The 15,432-nt window shown below is 70.8% G+C and carries 17 protein-coding genes; 9 read left to right on the forward strand and 8 right to left on the reverse strand.

The features are described 5' to 3' along the window. Window positions 1-3: 3 nt before the first annotated feature. Both FB453_RS31555 and FB453_RS31560 read right to left on the reverse strand, forming a co-directional pair. Window positions 4-948 (reverse strand): GNAT family N-acetyltransferase, encoded by a 945-nt coding sequence (locus tag FB453_RS31555; RefSeq protein WP_145796144.1) that lies wholly within the window; start codon window positions 946-948, stop codon window positions 4-6. Next, the gene (locus tag FB453_RS31560) at window positions 945-1,556 is read right to left on the reverse strand and encodes a dihydrofolate reductase family protein (RefSeq protein WP_145796146.1); all 612 of its coding nucleotides are present in this window, start codon (window positions 1,554-1,556) and stop codon (window positions 945-947) included. The genes FB453_RS31555 and FB453_RS31560 overlap by 4 nt, the downstream gene beginning before the upstream one ends. A gap of 137 nt (window positions 1,557-1,693) precedes the next feature. Here FB453_RS31560 and FB453_RS31565 point away from each other — a divergent pair, with 137 nt between their 5' ends. Next, on the forward strand, window positions 1,694-2,575 hold the full coding sequence (locus FB453_RS31565; RefSeq protein WP_145796148.1) for a LysR family transcriptional regulator: 882 nt from the start codon (window positions 1,694-1,696) through the stop codon (window positions 2,573-2,575). A 54-nt stretch (window positions 2,576-2,629) separates the two neighbouring features. Here FB453_RS31565 and FB453_RS31570 read toward each other — a convergent pair whose 3' ends face one another. Continuing rightward, on the reverse strand, window positions 2,630-3,274 hold the full coding sequence (locus tag FB453_RS31570; protein WP_486480556.1) for a TetR/AcrR family transcriptional regulator: 645 nt from the start codon (window positions 3,272-3,274) through the stop codon (window positions 2,630-2,632). 56 nt (window positions 3,275-3,330) lie between these two features. Between FB453_RS31570 and FB453_RS31575 the strand changes: the two genes are divergently transcribed. From FB453_RS31575 to FB453_RS31585, 3 genes are read left to right on the forward strand one after another with little or no spacing between them, the layout of a single operon-like run. Then, window positions 3,331-3,624, forward strand: a complete 294-nt coding sequence (locus FB453_RS31575; RefSeq protein ID WP_145796150.1) for a hypothetical protein — start codon at window positions 3,331-3,333, stop codon at window positions 3,622-3,624. Further along, a complete protein-coding gene (locus tag FB453_RS31580) occupies window positions 3,624-4,526 on the forward strand; it encodes a class I SAM-dependent methyltransferase (RefSeq protein WP_145796152.1) in 903 nt (300 codons plus the stop codon). The genes FB453_RS31575 and FB453_RS31580 overlap by 1 nt, the downstream gene beginning before the upstream one ends. After that, complete coding sequence (locus FB453_RS31585; RefSeq protein ID WP_145796154.1) at window positions 4,523-4,906, forward strand: hypothetical protein; 384 nt, start codon at window positions 4,523-4,525, stop codon at window positions 4,904-4,906. Before FB453_RS31580 ends, FB453_RS31585 begins: the two co-directional genes overlap by 4 nt. A 43-nt stretch (window positions 4,907-4,949) precedes the next feature. Here the strand turns inward: FB453_RS31585 and FB453_RS31590 are convergent, their stop codons facing one another. The 3 genes from FB453_RS31590 to FB453_RS31600 form a co-directional block, all read right to left on the reverse strand. Beyond that, the gene (locus FB453_RS31590) at window positions 4,950-5,846 is read right to left on the reverse strand and encodes a helix-turn-helix domain-containing GNAT family N-acetyltransferase (RefSeq protein ID WP_145796155.1); all 897 of its coding nucleotides are present in this window, start codon (window positions 5,844-5,846) and stop codon (window positions 4,950-4,952) included. A gap of 27 nt (window positions 5,847-5,873) precedes the next feature. Continuing rightward, window positions 5,874-7,034 (reverse strand): low temperature requirement protein A, encoded by a 1,161-nt coding sequence (locus FB453_RS31595; protein WP_145796158.1) that lies wholly within the window; start codon window positions 7,032-7,034, stop codon window positions 5,874-5,876. A gap of 75 nt (window positions 7,035-7,109) precedes the next feature. Beyond that, the gene (locus FB453_RS31600; protein WP_145796159.1) at window positions 7,110-7,898 is read right to left on the reverse strand and encodes an SAM-dependent methyltransferase; all 789 of its coding nucleotides are present in this window, start codon (window positions 7,896-7,898) and stop codon (window positions 7,110-7,112) included. 145 nt (window positions 7,899-8,043) lie between these two features. On the opposite strand from FB453_RS31600, the gene FB453_RS31605 reads away from it, so the two are divergent. Beyond that, on the forward strand, window positions 8,044-8,508 hold the full coding sequence (locus tag FB453_RS31605) for a hypothetical protein (protein WP_112586282.1): 465 nt from the start codon (window positions 8,044-8,046) through the stop codon (window positions 8,506-8,508). A 60-nt stretch (window positions 8,509-8,568) separates the two neighbouring features. On the opposite strand, the gene FB453_RS31610 is transcribed toward FB453_RS31605, so the two are convergent. Continuing rightward, a complete protein-coding gene (locus FB453_RS31610; protein ID WP_145796161.1) occupies window positions 8,569-10,968 on the reverse strand; it encodes a glycosyl hydrolase family 65 domain-containing protein in 2,400 nt (799 codons plus the stop codon). A gap of 170 nt (window positions 10,969-11,138) precedes the next feature. Here FB453_RS31610 and FB453_RS31615 point away from each other — a divergent pair, with 170 nt between their 5' ends. Continuing rightward, a complete protein-coding gene (locus FB453_RS31615) occupies window positions 11,139-11,768 on the forward strand; it encodes a phosphatase PAP2 family protein (RefSeq protein WP_145796164.1) in 630 nt (209 codons plus the stop codon). A gap of 35 nt (window positions 11,769-11,803) precedes the next feature. On the opposite strand, the gene FB453_RS31620 is transcribed toward FB453_RS31615, so the two are convergent. Next, window positions 11,804-12,481: a prepilin peptidase gene (locus FB453_RS31620; protein ID WP_244220421.1), complete on the reverse strand. Its 678-nt coding sequence runs from the start codon at window positions 12,479-12,481 to the stop codon at window positions 11,804-11,806. Between the two features lie 797 nt (window positions 12,482-13,278). On the opposite strand from FB453_RS31620, the gene FB453_RS31625 reads away from it, so the two are divergent. From FB453_RS31625 to FB453_RS31635, 3 genes are read left to right on the forward strand one after another with little or no spacing between them, the layout of a single operon-like run. After that, entirely contained in the window at window positions 13,279-13,845 is a 567-nt protein-coding gene (locus FB453_RS31625) for a hypothetical protein (RefSeq protein ID WP_112586273.1), read from the forward strand. Then, on the forward strand, window positions 13,839-14,774 hold the full coding sequence (locus tag FB453_RS31630) for a hypothetical protein (protein WP_145796167.1): 936 nt from the start codon (window positions 13,839-13,841) through the stop codon (window positions 14,772-14,774). The genes FB453_RS31625 and FB453_RS31630 overlap by 7 nt, the downstream gene beginning before the upstream one ends. Then, entirely contained in the window at window positions 14,771-15,430 is a 660-nt protein-coding gene (locus FB453_RS31635; protein WP_112731507.1) for an SAF domain-containing protein, read from the forward strand. Before FB453_RS31630 ends, FB453_RS31635 begins: the two co-directional genes overlap by 4 nt. Window positions 15,431-15,432 lie beyond the last annotated feature (2 nt).

Raw genomic sequence — 15,432 nt, forward strand, 5'->3', positions numbered from 1 at the left:
GCGCTACCAGGCCATGTTGATGGCCCGCTCGAAGTTGACGTAACCGGCGCGGGCGAAGGCCTTTGCCATGGGTACGTTGCCCAGGTCGGTGGCCGCCCGGATGCGTGGGACGTCCTCGGCGGCCAGGGTCCGGGTGCCTTCGGCGAGGAGGCCGTCGACGTACCCGTGGCCCCGGTGCTCCGGAACGACGCCGAGGTAGGCGATCACCGGGTGGTAGGCGTTGCGGGCCGGAACGACGAACCCGACGGGCTCGCCGTTCTCGCCCAACGTGCCGATGCGCCACCACTCACGAGGGCTGGAGTACGTGGCCAGTTCCTGCTCGTAGTGCTTGAGCGCGGCCTCGTGGGGCGACATCTGTGCCAGGTCGGTACGGCTGTGCGCGTCCAGGGTCCCGTCCAGTGCGCGGGTCATCAGCGCGACCAGCTCGTCGGTGTCCAGGGCCGGGCGGAAGGCCAGTCGCCGGTCGGGCGTGGGCAGGCCGGCTGCGGGGCGCCACTCCAGGCGTAGGCGTTCGACAGTCAGCCGTGCTCCGGTGCTCTCGAGGACGCCCATCCTGGTACGCACCGCCCGGTAGGTGTCCGGGTTCTCGCGCCAGTCCGCCGGGATGAAGCGGCCGTATTCGGGAGGGACCTCGCCGGGTGCCAGGACCTGCTTCGCGGCGGTCTCGTACAACGCCTGTGCCACCTCGGTCAGGTCCTCGGCGGTGTCGTCGACGTCGAGGATGTCCAGCAGCAGCGGAGTGTCGTCGCCGCTGCGGCCCCACCAGGCGACCCTGGCCAGCAGTCGATCGCCGCGCACTGCCACCCACATCCACTCCGGTCGGCGGCGCTTGTCGGCAAGGTCGTCGTCGAGCTCGTGATTGATGGTGTACGGCAGACGGTTGAACAGGGCGATCTCGTCCGGCCCGGTGATGGGACGGATCGTGACGGTGTCATTGGACGTGCTCATGCGGGCTCGTTTCCGGTCTGTGTGCGCGTGTAGGTGAGGAAGAGAGCGCCACTGTCCAGAACGGTGTGGTCGGTCAGGCGCCAGGTGCGTGGTGCGAAGACGGCGTCGCGGCCGAAGAGCGGGATGCCGGCGCCAATGGTCAACGGGGCGAGCTTGATGATCAGCTGGTCGATCTCGGGGTAGAGGGCACCGGCCAGTGCGCCGCCGCCGATCACCCAGACGTCCTTGCCGTCGTGCCGCTTCAGCTCTCGTACGGTGGCAATCGGGTCTTGGCCGATGACCTCGATGGCCGGGTCCGGGCTGCTGCCCAGCGTGCGGGAGAACACCAGGTGGCGCAGGTGCGGGTACGCGTCGGTCACGCCGGCCTTCAGGCCCACCTCGTACGAGTGGCGCCCTTCCAGCACGGTGTCGAACCGGCTGCCCTGGTCGGTGATGCCGAACGCCTGCCGGGCCGGACCGGGGAGCGTCTCCGGATATTCGCTCACGAGATGGTGCAGGTAGTCGTCCGGGACGGGCCAGAACCCGCCGGGGCCGGTGGGGTCGGCGCCGTCGGGGCCGGCGATGAAGCCGTCCAGGGTGGTGGCGATGTAATACACGAGCTTGCGCACGACGATCTCCTCGTTCAGGCTGCCAGATGCTGTTCGGCGGCAACGTCCATCAGCCTGCCCGGCGAGGCACCGGGGTACAAGATCAAAACTGGTTACGTGCCATAACCCTTCGCTAATGGGTAGATCGGGAACAGTACATGGAACTCCGCGACATCGAGATCTTTCTGACCCTGGCGGAGGAACTGCACTTCACCCGCACCGCCGAGCGGCTGCACGTGACCCAGGCCCGGGTCAGCCAGGCGATCAAGAAGCAGGAACGTCGGATCGGCGCCGCGCTGTTCGAGCGGAACAACAGGCAGGTGGCACTCACACCGATCGGCCAACGGCTCTTCGACGACATTCAGCCCATGTACCGAGGTCTGCACGAGGGGATGGACCGGGCCAGGCTCGCCGCCCGCGGCAAGACCGGGGTGCTGCGGGTCGGGTCGATCGCCGTCAACCTCCACGATTTCCGCGAGTTGTTCGACGGGTTCGCCAAGGACCACCCTGATTGCGAGGTGCAGCTCCGGCACGTCGACTTCGGCGATCCCTTCGGTCGGCTGCGCGCCGGTGACATCGACGTGCAGATCGTGTGGCTGCCGGTCAAGGAGCCGGACCTCACCGTCGGCCCGGTGATCTATACCGAACCCATCGTGCTGGCCGTCGGGGCAACCCACCGGCTGGCCGGCCGGACGTCGGTCTCCTACGAGGATCTGGCGGACGAGACGGTCATGGGCGGGGCCCGGCCGGACTACTGGCGGGAGATCCTGGTGCCCGTACGCACACCCAGCGGACGGTTGATTCCGATCGGCCCGTCGGTCTCCAACTTCCAGGAGATGATCCCGATCCTCGTCACCGGCGAAGCCGTCTCGCCGGTGCACGCCCAGGCCGCCCGCTACTACGCGCGGCCGGACATCGCCTACGTGCCCATCCACGACGCCCCGCCGGGCCGGTGGGGGCTGATCTGGCGTACCGGCGGCGAGACGGAACTCATCCGCTCCTTCGCCGGCATCGCGCAGGGTCTCCACCCCGTCGAATAGCCCGCCGGGTCGGCGGGCCAGGTGACCACAGCACGCCATGACCAGCGCTCTCCGCTATTCGGTGCCGGCGATGATCGCGCCGCCGACCGTGTCCACGTACCACCGCTGGTACTGCTCGATCGCCCATCCGCGTTGCCGGACGAGCCAGTCGAAGTTGCGGACGTCCTGGGCCAACCAGAGGATGTCGGCCACCTGATCGACGCCCAGGCCGGGGCGTACGCCTCCCGTGCCGACGAGTTCGGCGGCGAACATGGCCATGCCGCGGCGGCGGTCGTCGACGTTCTTGCGCCAGATCTCGGCGGCGTCCGGATCGGCAGTGGCGGCACCGGCCAGCGCGAGCATCACCTGGGCCTGCCGAGCGTTGACCTCGGCCAGGTGGTGGGCGTAGCGGGCGAGCTTGGCCCGAGGGTCGGTGAGGGCGCGGATCTCGGCGACGAAGGGCCGGTCCGGCAGGGCCACCGGTTCGTCGTCGCCGGCCAGGGTGACGTCGACCAGCTGGGAGAGCAGTTGCCGTTTGCTGCCGAACACCGCGTACAGGGTCTGGACCGCGACGCCGGCTTCCATGGCGACAGCTGTCAGCGGTGTGGCCGCGTAGCCCGGGTCGACGAACAGCCGGCCAGCCGCTTCGAGGATCGCTCGCCGGGTCTGTCGGGCCTGCTCCTGTCGGCGGGAAGAGTCATAACGTCTCTTGACAACCACCTCTCAAGTGTAGTGCTCTATTGGATAGAGGCTCACTCTATCGAGAGGTGACGGTCATGCCGTTCGGTGTGTTGCAGGAGATGCCCGGCGTCAGCGAGGCGGAATACCGCCAGGTGGAACGACACCTCGGACCGGACCGACCGCCGGGCCTCCTCGCCCATGTCGCCGGGCCGATGGAGGACGGCTGGCGGATCATCAACGTCTGGCAGGACGAAGCGGCATTCCGCCGGTTCCAGTCCGAACGGCTGGTCCGGGCTGCTGGCCTGGCGGCACAGGAGGACGGCTTCGACCCGACGAAGGCGGCTCACTTCCGCTCGATGAGCGTCGACGGCGCCGAGATGCCGTTCTGATGACCGACACCGCCAGCCTGCGGGCCCGCGGCGCCGCTTTCTGGGCGGGAGCGGCAGCTGGCTGGATTCGCCACGCCGATCGGCAGGACGAGACCGGTCGGCCGCTGGGAGCGGCGGCCATGGACCGACTGGCCGCACGGCCCGCCGAGCGGATCCTCGATGTGGGCTGCGGTTGCGGCGGCACCACTGCCGAGATCGCCGCCGCGGTCGGCGGGACCGGCACGGCGATCGGTGTCGACATCGACGAGGCGATGGTGACCGCCGCTCGGCGCCGGTTCCCCACCGACGGGTACCCGGGCATCCGATTCCACGTGGCCGACATCGAGACTCTCGATGTCGTGCCTGGTGCCCCGTTCGACGCGGCGTTCTCACGAATGACCCTGATGCTGTTGGCGGACCCTGTTGCCGGCTGCCGCACGATCCGGCGATCACTACGCCCGGGAGGGCGCCTCGCCGCGACCGTCTTCCGCGACGGCGGCGTCAACCCGTGGCTGTCCGCGGCGATGCTCGGCGCCGCGCCGCATCTCGGGCCGTTACCACCGCTCCCGGTCGGTGACGAGCCCGGCCCGTTCGCGTTCGCCGACCCGGCGCGGCTCGTCCGGATCCTCACCACCGCCGGCTTCACCGCCGTCACGATCGCACAGTGCGATGTCGCACTGGAAACTCCGGACGACGCCGACGCGGTGGCCGAATGGCTCATCGAGGTCGGCCCGGCCGGTGCCGCGTACCGGACGGCTCCGCCGGCTGGTCAGGCTTCGGCCCGGGCGGGGGTCGCCCGGCTGCTCGGCCGGTTCCGTGAGCCTGGCGTCGGCTACCGGCTGCCCACCGGCCTCTGGCTCGTCACCGCGAACGCCGCCGAAACCCCCACCCACCACGAACCCCGTGAGGACAAGAGCCAATGAGTACGTTCCGACCGCTCGCACCAGCCCTCTGCCTCGTGCTCGCCCTGACCGCGTGCACCGAGGCCGACGCGCCCGAGCCCGCTGCGGCGCCAGACACGACACGACCGACCGGCGCGGCCGTATCCGCTCCGGCCGGCGGGTCCCCGGTGTCGGCGAAGGAAGTGTGCGCCTACCTGGACGGCCAGGTGCCGACCCTCAAGGGGATCGGGTCCGAGACGGGCGCGATGGCGAACCTCACCGTGAACCTCTATTCCTGGTACGAGAAGCAGGGCCCGGTGCCCAACGGCCGTGAGATCGACGACCAGACCCGCAAGGAATGCCCGGCGACCCGGACCGAGGTGCTGAAACTCGCCGGCATGGAGAGCTTCGAGCGGCTGTAGCCGCCGCGTACGCGGCGCCTGATCACCGGACGGTTGGGGGCCGTCAGTGCCCCAACTGCTTCTCGAACCAGTGGTGGGCGTAGCGCTCGGTGTTGTACGCCTCGATCTCCCGGTAACCGGTCGCCCGGTACAGGGCGATCGCCTCGGTGAGGTTGCGGTTGGTGTCCAGCCGGACGGCGGTCGCGCCGCGCTCGGCGGCGTACCGTTCCAACTCGCCCAGCAGCCGCCGCCCCACGCCGAGCCCACGTACGGTGTCGTCCACCCACACGCGTTTGATCTCGGCGGGCGCGTCGCTGTGGAGTTTGACTGCTCCGCAGCCGATCGGTTCGCTGTTGAGGGTGGCGAGCAGGAGCACCCCGTTGGGCGGGACGAGCGCATCGTCGTGGACCGGTTTGCTCAGTTCGGGGTCGAACCCGTCGTCGAATCGTCGCGCGATGTCGCGGGCGTAGGCCCGCAGGCACGCGCGGGCTCGCGGGTCGCTCGGCGGGCATGGCTCGATGACGACCATCGAGCCGATGAGCAGCCGTTCGACCTCGGCCATGGCGGTGACGAGTCGTTCACGGCGGTGTTCGGTGAGCGGTTCGAGGATCGAGGCGGCGAGATCGTCCGACCGCTGGTCGAGGTCGGCCCACTGGGTCCGGCCGGCGTCGGTGAGGGTGGCGACGCGGACGCGGCCGTCGCCGCCGGTTCGGTCGGCTGGCCCCACAGCGACGAGGCCGTCGTTCTCCAGGGTGCGCAGGAGTCGGCTGAGATATCCGGAGTCCAGGCCGAGCCGGGCCCGCAGGGCGGCGATCTCGGCACCGGCGGGGCCGATCTCCCAGAGCAGCCGGGCCTGCCCCAGGGGGCGCCCCTGGGCCATGTACTCGTCGTCGAGCGCACCCACCCGTTGGGTGACCGTCCGGTTGAACCGCCGCACCGCGGCGATGAGAGCTGAGTCCATATACCTGACTTTAGTCAGGCTTCTCGACTACGCGCCAGCTCGGCGGCGGTAGGAGCGGATGCCGGCGTGGTCCAGGACGACCACCACGAGCACCACACCGGTGGCGACCGCACTGACCGCCAACAGCGGCAGCCGCACGACGGCCGCCGCACCGGTCAGCACGACCAGGGCGGCAACCCGGGGCCAGGAGAGTCGCCGGTGGATCGCCGCCGAGAAGAGGATCCGCCCGGCCAGAAACAGCAACGGGCCGCTCAGGATGACCAGAACCGCGGTCCTGTCACCGGTTCGCAGGGGGTGCGCGATGCTGAGTTCGGCGCCGACGGCGGTGACCACCAGCCCGGCGATCATCACCAGGTGCAGGTATCCGGTGACGACCCCGAGCCGGGATGGGTCGGCGTGCTCGATGGCCGGGCCGAGGCGCTGGCCGGCGGGCGTGACGTAGAGCAGACCGATCAGCACCGCGGCCGCGAAGACCAACAGGAAAGCGGCGGTCTGCGGCAGGGCGAGGTCGGTGCTGGCGTACGAGAGACCAGCGACCAGGACGAGCTCGCCAAGCGCGATGATCATGATCTGCTGGTACCGCTCGGCGAAGTGCTCACCGGCCAGGTGCAACTCCTGCGGCCCGGTCCGGCCCATCAGCGGAGTGGGCCAGCCAAGTCGTGGACCGATGAGATCGATGGCGAGGGCGAGCAGCCAGAGCGGCGTCCGCCACTCCGGCAGAAACCCACCGGCCAACCACGGTACGGCGGAGACGCTGAACCAGCAGAGGATGCGCAGCGCCCGGCGCTGCCGCGGGTGACCGCGGAGCGCGAGAACGGTGAAGATGCCTCGGGCGATGTGCACCGAGACGTACGCTCCGGCGAAGAGCAGGCCCCGCCCGTCCAACGCCTGCGGGATCGCCACCCCGGCCAGCAGGCTGCCCAGCGCGGCACCGACCAGCAGCCACCGCACCGCCGGGCTCTCCGGGTCGTACCAGTCCGCGAACCAGGTGGTGGTCACCCAGATCCACCAGATCCCGGTCAACAGCACTGCGGTGTGCAGCGTGCCAGCCAGGCTGAGGTCGTGCAGCAGGTGGGCGGCCAGCTGACTGAGCGCGAGCACGAACGCCAGATCGAAGAACAGCTCCAGGAACGAGGCGCTCAGCGGCGAGTCACCGCCCCGCAGCAGCCGTTCGGGTCTGCTCGCCATCGGCGCTCCTCCCGCCGACGCACGCCCTGCGTCCGTCGTACCACCCGAAGCCGGCCACCGCAGGCGAAAGCGCTGTCAGCGGCGGACGCCGACCCCCGCGTACCCGTGGGCGTCCACGGTCTCCGGGTCGCCGTCCGGTCGCCACCGGGTGGCGGCGACCAGGCCGGGTTCCACCAGGTCGTACCCGGCGAAGAAGCGTGCCGTCTCGGCGCGCGTCCGGGGCACCAGCGGGGCGCTGCTGTTGCGGTAGACCGCCTGGCCGCGCTCGGCCAACTCCGGCGCGATGCCGTCCAACGTCAGGTGGGACAGCACCAGGTGACTGCCGGGCACCGTGGCGTCGCGCAGCCGGGCGATCGCCGCCCACGGGTCGTCCTGGTCCGGCACGAAGTGCAGCACCGCGAGGAGCAGCACCGCCACCGGCTGGTCCAGGTCGAGAGTGGCCCGCACGCCCGGGTGGGCCAGCAGCTCGTCCGGCCGCCGCAGGTCGCCCTGAACGACAGCGGTGCCGGGTACGCCAGTCAGCAACTGCCGGGCGTACCCGACGGCCACCTCGTCGTAGTCGACGTAGACCACCCGCGCGTCGGGCGCCACGGCCCGCACCACCTCGTGCACGGCGTCCTGGGTGGGCAACCCGGCGCCAATGTCCAGGAACTGGCGTACGCCCTGCTCGGCGGCGTACCGGACGGCTCGGCGCAGGAAGTGCCGGTTGGTCTGAGCGGCGACCCCGGTCTCCGGGAAGATCTCCAGCACCCGGTCGGCGGCGGCCCGGTCGGCCGGGAAGTTGTGGCTGCCCCCGAGGAAGTAGTCGTACATCCGGGCGACGTTGGGTCTGGTGGTGACGTCAGGTACCGGCTGATCGGTCATGCGGGATCCCTTCGGCGGCGGGCGCGGAACTCGATGTCTAACACCCGCGGCGATGACCCGCTGACCCCTCGTGTCGTTGATCCGGCTGCGCCCATGGTCACCGCTGACCACGGTGGGGGCACCGACTCAACGAGGAGGGACGCCGATGACCGCTCAGCGCGAGACCGTGCAGGTCGACCACGACCTGTTCCGCGCCGTGTACGACTCGCCCGCATCACTGCCCGGCCGACACCGCTGGACCACCCCCGAGTCGGACGTCCGGCGGCTGGAGAAACTGCTCGGCATGCCGGCGCGCAGCATCGGCGCCCCGCTCTGGGTCAGCGGCGACGAACCCGACTGCCCGAAGTGCCGCCGGCGGGTCACCTGGTACGACATCGTCTCGTCGGCGCTCTCCGGCCTGCACGACAAGGCCATGATCGCCACGGTCATCCTGGGCGAGCGCAAATACGTCAACACCGAGATCCCGGATGCCATCGCCGGGGTGCGCTGCTCCGACTGTCACACAGCGATCGACGGTCTGCGCAGCTTCAAGTGCCACAACTGGGCGTACGCCTTCGAAGCGCTGGAGGCCGTCCGCGAGCGGATGGCCGGCGGTCCCGCCCCGACCTGAGCTGAAGCCCGCGCCTACCTGAGCCGAAGCCGTGGCGGCCCCTGAGCCGGTCGGGGCGGCTCAGTCGGCTGAGCGGCGGGTGGGGCGGCGACCGGGCGGGGAGGGTGGCTCCGGGCCGGGGTCGGGCACCGGCGGCATCGGCCGGGTGACCGGTTCCGCGACGGTGATCCGCAGCGACTCGCCGTGGTGCCACAGCTCGACCTCGGCATCCGCGGCGGCGTCGGGCAGCTCGTAGCGGGCCTCGGCCGAAGTCAACGTGACCCGCAGCCGGTGGCCGCGCCAGCGCAGGCTGAACGCCAGCCGGTCGATCCGACGCGGCAGCCGGGGGTCGAAGGAGAGCACCCCCCGGTCGTCGCGCAGCCCACCGAAGCCCTGCACCAGCGCCAGCCACGCGCCAGCCAGCGAGGCCAGGTGCAGCCCGTCGGCGGTCTTGTCGCCCAAATCCGCCAGGTCCTGAAGGACAGACTCGGCGAACAGGTCGTACGCCAGATCCAGGTGCCCGACCTCGGCGGCCAGCACGGCCTGCGGTGCCGCCGACAGCGACGAGTCGCGGACCGTGCGGGCCTGGTAGTAGGCCAGGTTGCGGGCCTTCTCGTCGGCGGTGAACTCGCCGGGGCAGAGCTGCATGGCCAGCACCAGATCGGCCTGCTTCACCACCTGCTTGCGGTACAGCTCCAAATACGGGAAGTGCAGCAGCAGCGGGTAGTCGTCCTCGCCGGTGTTCGCGAAGTCCCACTCGGGCTGTTCGGTGAAGCCGGCGGCCTGCTGGTGCACCCCACGCTCGCGGTCGTACGGGATGGCCATCGCGTCGGCGGCGGCCCGCCAGCCGGCCACCTCGTCGCGGTCCACGCCGAGCCGGCCGGCCAGCTCGGGATGTCCCTCGGCGGCGTCCGCCGCGCCGCGCAGATTGCGCTTCGCCATCAGGTTGGTGAACATGTTGTCGTCGACCAGCGCGGCGTACTCGTCCGGGCCGGTCACCCCGTGCAGGTGGAAGTCGCCCTCGTCCGACCAGTGGCCGAAGCCGTGCCAGAGCCGGGCGGTCTCCACCAGCAGTTCCAGCCCCGCCTCGGCCAGGAACCGCTGGTCGTCCGTTGCCGCCAGGTAGCGCAGCACCGCGTCGGCGATGTCGGCGTTGACATGCAGCGCAGCGGTGCCCGCCGGCCAGTAGCCGGAGCTCTCCTGGCCGCCGATGGTGCGCCACGGGAAGGTCGCGCCGGTCAACCGCAGCTCGGTCGCCCGCTCCCGCGCCTCCGGAAGGTGGGCGTGCCGCCAACTCAACGCCGAGCGGGCCACCGTCGGGGCCAGGTAGGTGAGCACCGGCAGGACGTAACTCTCGGTGTCCCAGAGGACGTGCCCGTCGTAGCCGTTGCCGGTCAACCCCTTGGCCGAGATGGTGCGGTCGGAGTCCGGCCGACCGGCCTGGATCAGGTGGAACATCGCGAACCGAACGGCCTGCTGAAGCTCCGGATCGCCGTCGAGCTGCACGTCGGCGACCTGCCAGGCCGCATCCAGGGCGGCGCGCTGGTCGGTGAGCAGGGCGTCGAAGCCGTCCGCGCGCGCAGCGTCCGCCTCGGCGGCGACCAGGTCGGCCAACTGGTCGGCGGGCGTCGCGTCGACCGCCGCCCACTCGTAGGCGGCGAACTTCGTCAGCCGCAACCGCTCCCCCGGGTGCAGGCGACCTGTCACGGTCAGCCGTACCCGGTCCGGGGTGCAGTCACCGCCGGTGGTCACCGTGCCCGGGGCCTCCAGCAGGTGACTGACCGCGACCGCGACTCGCTGGCTGCTGCGCTCGGTGCGGTGCACCAGCACCCCGTCGAGGCCTGTCGCACGGTACGTCTCGGCGGTCAGCGGGTCGGTGGGCACCGAGGCGGCCCGAGGGTCGTCCGAACGCTCCGGCACCTTCTCGTTGGCCAGCAGGTCCGAGCAGACCCGCAGCTCGATGGCGGCGTCCAGCGGCTCGACCTCGTACCGGACGGCGGCCACCGGACGACGCGGCAGGGACACCAACCGGGTGCTGCGAATGCGTACGCCCCGCCCGGCCGGTGAAATCCACTCGGTCTCCCGGCGCAGCACGCCGGTACGCAGGTCGAGCACCCGTTCATGGCTGCGCAGCGTCCCGGTCCGGAGATCCAGCGGCTCGTTTTCGACCCAGAGCCGGATCAGCGCGGCGTTCGGTGCGCTGATGACGGTGTCGCTGGCCGACGGAAACGCGTACCCCTCCTCGGGATAGCTCAGCTCGCGCCGCTCGTGAAAGCCACTGACGTAACTGCCTGGCATCCCGCACGGAGCACCCTCGTCGAGCACCCCACGCCAACCGATCCACCCGTTGCCCAACGCGAAGATCGACTCGGTTTCGCCGAGCCGGTCCACGTCGGCCGCCGTACGCCGGATCCGCCAGGTCTCCTCGTCCGCCGTAGCGGCGGTGGACTGCGGTTGATCGGTGGCCGAACCGGTCTGCACGAGGCCTCCTGTCGATGTCGACGTCCTGCGACAGCCAACCAGAGCCGGCTGTGCGAATCCTGGACGAAGGTCTGACAGACCACCCGACCTTCGACAGCAGCGATGCCCTCTGGCGCGTTCCTAGGGTGTGCCCAAGGTGAACAGGGTATGAACGTGAAGTGAGGTGATGCATGGTCAACAACGGCAGCACGGACGTTCCGGAGATCAGCGCCGAGTGGTACCGCGACGTCGTCGACGCCGCCGCCGCCAGCCCAGAGCCGGTGCAGTGGTTCGTCGGACACGCCACCGAGGGGGTGATCCTGCTGCTCGGCGCGCTGCTGGTGATGGCAGCGCTGAGCCGCCGGTCCGGCGGCCCGCACGACCGGGCACTCGCCCTGATCTCGCCGGTGCCGGCCCTCCTGGCGTACGTGGGCAGCGAGTTCTTCAAGACCGTGGTGGACCAGGATCGCCCCTGCCGAACGATCGGTCGGGAGATCATCGCTGGCGCCTGCCCACCGCCGGGTGACTGGTCGTTCCCGAGCAACCACGCCACCATCGCCGGCGCGCTGGCGGTCACCACGCTGCTGCTCTCCCGCCGACTCGGACTGATCGCGCTGCCCCTGGCCGCGCTCGGCGCCTTCTCCCGGGTCTTCGTGGGCGTGCACTACCCGCACGATGTGATCGCGGGAGTGCTGTTCGGCGCCCTGGTGGCCGTGGTGGTCACCCCGTTGCTGGCCCGCCCGACCAGCGAGGTCCTTCGCCGCTGGGCCAACCGTCCCGACAGCCCGGTCCCCAAACTGGCCAGCCGCTCCCGCCCCTGACCACCGACGCCCCCTCGCCGCTCGGACCGGGCGGGTCAGGTCGCCAGTAGGAGGGCGGCCGTTGTGCCGAGCAGCAGGAACGGGCCGAACGGCAGGTGGGTGCTCCAGTTGGCGCGGCGGGTGGCCAGCAGGCCCAGACTCACCAGGGCGGAGAGCCCGAAGGTGAGTACCAGCCCGAACAGCAGCACCGGCCAGCCGTGCCAGCCGAGCAGCGCGCCGACGCTGAGCGCCAGCTTGGCGTCGCCCAGTCCGAAGCCGCGGCGGCCGAGCAGCAGGGCGGTGCTGGCGAAGAAGAGCGCCAGCCCGGTGCCGCCGATGACGGCTCGCAGCCAGTGCCCCGGGTCGGCGTCGAGCGCGGCCACGCCGAGCAGCAGCCAGGTCCCGGCCGCCGCGGGCACTGTGAGCCGGTCCGGCAACCGGTGCACGGCCAGGTCGACGAGGATCGCCGGGATGGTCCAGCCGAGCCACCAGATCAGCGCCGGCAGCGCCCCGCCCGGCGGACCGGCGAGCGCCAGCAGCAACGCCGCCGCGAGCACGGCCAGCTCGACGGTGGCCGGCGGTTGGCCGACCCGGGCGCGGCAGTGGCCGCACCGGGCTGCCGGGCCCAGCGCAGGCCAGGGGCGGGTCAGGCCGACCGGCGCGCCGCAGGCGTCGCAGCCGCTCCGGCTGGGCAGACCCGGGGGTACGGCGTAGCGCAGCGCGGCCAACCGCATCAGCGGGCTGATCGCGAGAATCGCTAACACTGTCGAGACCCGGGTGCGTGCCACCGCCGAGGCGAGGCCCGCCGGTCGTTCGCTCGGCGGAGCAGGCGTTGCCTGGCGGACGGGTTCCGCCGCATCACCTGACGGCGGGGGTGCCGGGCTCCGATCGGGTTGGTCCTCCCGACCGGGGATGGCCGCCGGAGGGCCGGTCAGCGCCATGTCGCCTCCACTGCGGCCAACTGCCCCCTCGCGATGGTGAACACGGATCGTGATTGAACGCTCGCTATGGTGTAGCGGATGGCGCAGAAAGCGACCTGCCGACCGGAGTCTGCGTGGGCGCTTTTGACCGCTTCCGAGTCAGGCGCGCCGTTGGACGAGGCGGCCCGCCGACAGGGTGCCGATGCCGGCCGAATGCCGGGATGAGACCGCGATGTCCCACTCCCGGGACCGGTGGCGCGACTCCGGTGGACCAATGCGGCCCGAAGGTGCCCCATCAACAACGACAGTTCCCTCGCCCATTGCCCGGGGAGCAGTCTGGACACCCGCCACCACCACCTGTCATCACGCTGAGTGTTCGCTTGAATTGCCTCTGTTGCATCGGCGAACGTCAGCCTATGCTCGCCCCTTGGGTGTGACGCAAGCCTCACCTTCACCATCGGACGACACAGGACCCCGAATTTGTAGAAGATCCGTAACGGTGAATGCAGAAGCGCAATGAACGGCTCCGGATGTGCTGATCCGGGCGCGCTTCCGCATGCCCGACGGCGGTGAACCGTCACCGCCCCGGGCGACCACGAGGAGGCTCGACGGTGCGCGGACGGCAGCTCAGAAGAGCGGCAATCTGCCTGCTGGTGGGTGTGGCGGCGATGCCGGTCACCGCCTGCGCCAGCGGACGGGAAACGGTCGAACGGCCGACGGAAGTCCGCGACAACGGACCCCAAACCGATTCCGACGTCGAACGACGCGCTGCCGAAAAGGCGGCACTTGACGCGTACTCCGGGTATCTCGCGGCCTCGCGCACGGCGGGCCTGCGCAGTGATCCGCGTTCGCCGGAACTGTCCCGGTTCCTCGGTGATCCACTTTTGACCCGGGTTCGAGTGTCCATTCGCGAGGCTAAGGAGCACGGCGCTATGCGTACCGGGACGTTCAAGTCCGACCCGACCGTGACCGCCGTCAGCCTGGACGCGAAGCCGGCAACCGTGGAGATCCAGGACTGCCTGGACACGACCGGCTACCGGCTGGTCTACGCCAAGGACAAGCGCTCGGTCCCGGGCAGCGGTGGCGGCAGACACCTCTCCACCGCCACCGCGACCCGCTATCCCGACGGTCGCTGGCTGATCAACTACGGCGCGACGCACCGGGACCAGCCGTGCTGAGCCGGGCCGCGACAACCCGACGGGCGCTCGCCGGGCTCGCCCTCACGCTCCTGCTGGCAGTCGGTGCGGCCCCGCCGGCCACCGCCGCCCTACGGGCCGACCCGGGAGCGGGCTGCCCACCCGACCAACCCGACTGCAGCGTCTGGGACGACGAACCCGGCAACCCCGGTGATCCTGGAGGCGGCGGGGACAACGGTGGGGGCGGGGACGACGGCGGCGGTGGCGGTGGCGGCGTCTGCCAGTGGAACGGGCGGACCATCCCCTGTTACGACGAGGACCTTGGCTGGTTCAACAACGGCGACGGGTGCTACTACAAGCCGACCGAGGGGCCGGTCGAGCCCCCCGAGGGTGAGCAGTGGTACCTGCAAACCTGCAACGGCGGCGACCTGGGTGCCCAGGACGTGGTGTCGTTGGCCGATCCGCCGGCCGGCTTCGGCGCGCCGCCGAACCCGGAGGAGCTGGCCCGTCGCGCCCTGGCGTCGATCAGTCTGTTGCCGGCCCGGCTGAAGGTGGCACCCCGCAGGAACATCGGCCCCGGCCTGGTCGGCCTGCCCGTGTGGATGTGGGCAACGGCGGGAAGGAACTACTTCGGCCCGATATACGCCGACGAGTCCGACCGGGGTTTGACCGTCTACATCGAAGCGAAGGTCGACCGGATCGTCTGGGACATGGGCAACGGCGAGAAGGTCACCTGCGACGACGCCGGCACCGAGTACAAGGCCACAGGCACGCGGGCGGGTGCCACCTCCCCGGACTGCGGCTACGACGAGGGCTACCCGAAGGCAGACACCTACGACGTCACCGCCACCACGCACTGGACGGTGAGCTGGTGGACCAACAGCGACGCCACAAGGCGGGTGATCCCGCAGACCCGGAGAAGCGGCATCGTGCAGATCAGGATCAACGAACTTCAGGTGGTCACCAGATGAGCCTCGCGACGCGCAACGGGACCCCGTCGGTGGACGCTCCCGTCAACCCGCCCACAGTGGTCCGCCAGCGCCGGGTCCGTCCCGGGCTGCTCGGTCTCGCCGTCCTCCTGATCGCGCTGGGCGGACTGGGCGCGGCCTTCGCGGTCACCTCGGTACGGGCCACCGGCAGCTATCTGGCGGTGGCACGACCGGTGGAGGTGGGCCGGGAGATCAGCGCAGCCGACCTGGTCACCGTGCAGGTCGCCGGCGGCCAGGGGTTGCGCCCGGTGCCCGCCGCACGGCTCGACGAGGTGGTCGGCAAACGGGCTGCGGTCGCCCTGCTTCCGGGCACGCTGCTCACCCTGGGACAGGTCACCGACGACCCGCTGCTCGGCCCCGGACAGCAGCAGATCGCGCTCGGCCTGAAGACCGCCCAGGTGCCGGCCCGCGAACTGCACCCCGGCGACAAGGTCCTGCTGGTCAGCACTCCGGACAACGATGCCGACGCGGACGCGGCCGCCGCCGGCACCCGGTTCGCGGCCACCGTCATCGACATGGTCAGCCCGGCCAACGACGACAAGGTCCTGTACCTGGCGCTACTGACCCGTGATGTGCCTGCGGTGGTGGCGCTCGCCGCACAGGAACGGCTCGCCGTCGTACTGACCGAGGCGGCCTGACG

The organism is Micromonospora sp. CNZ322 (assembly GCF_007827755.1).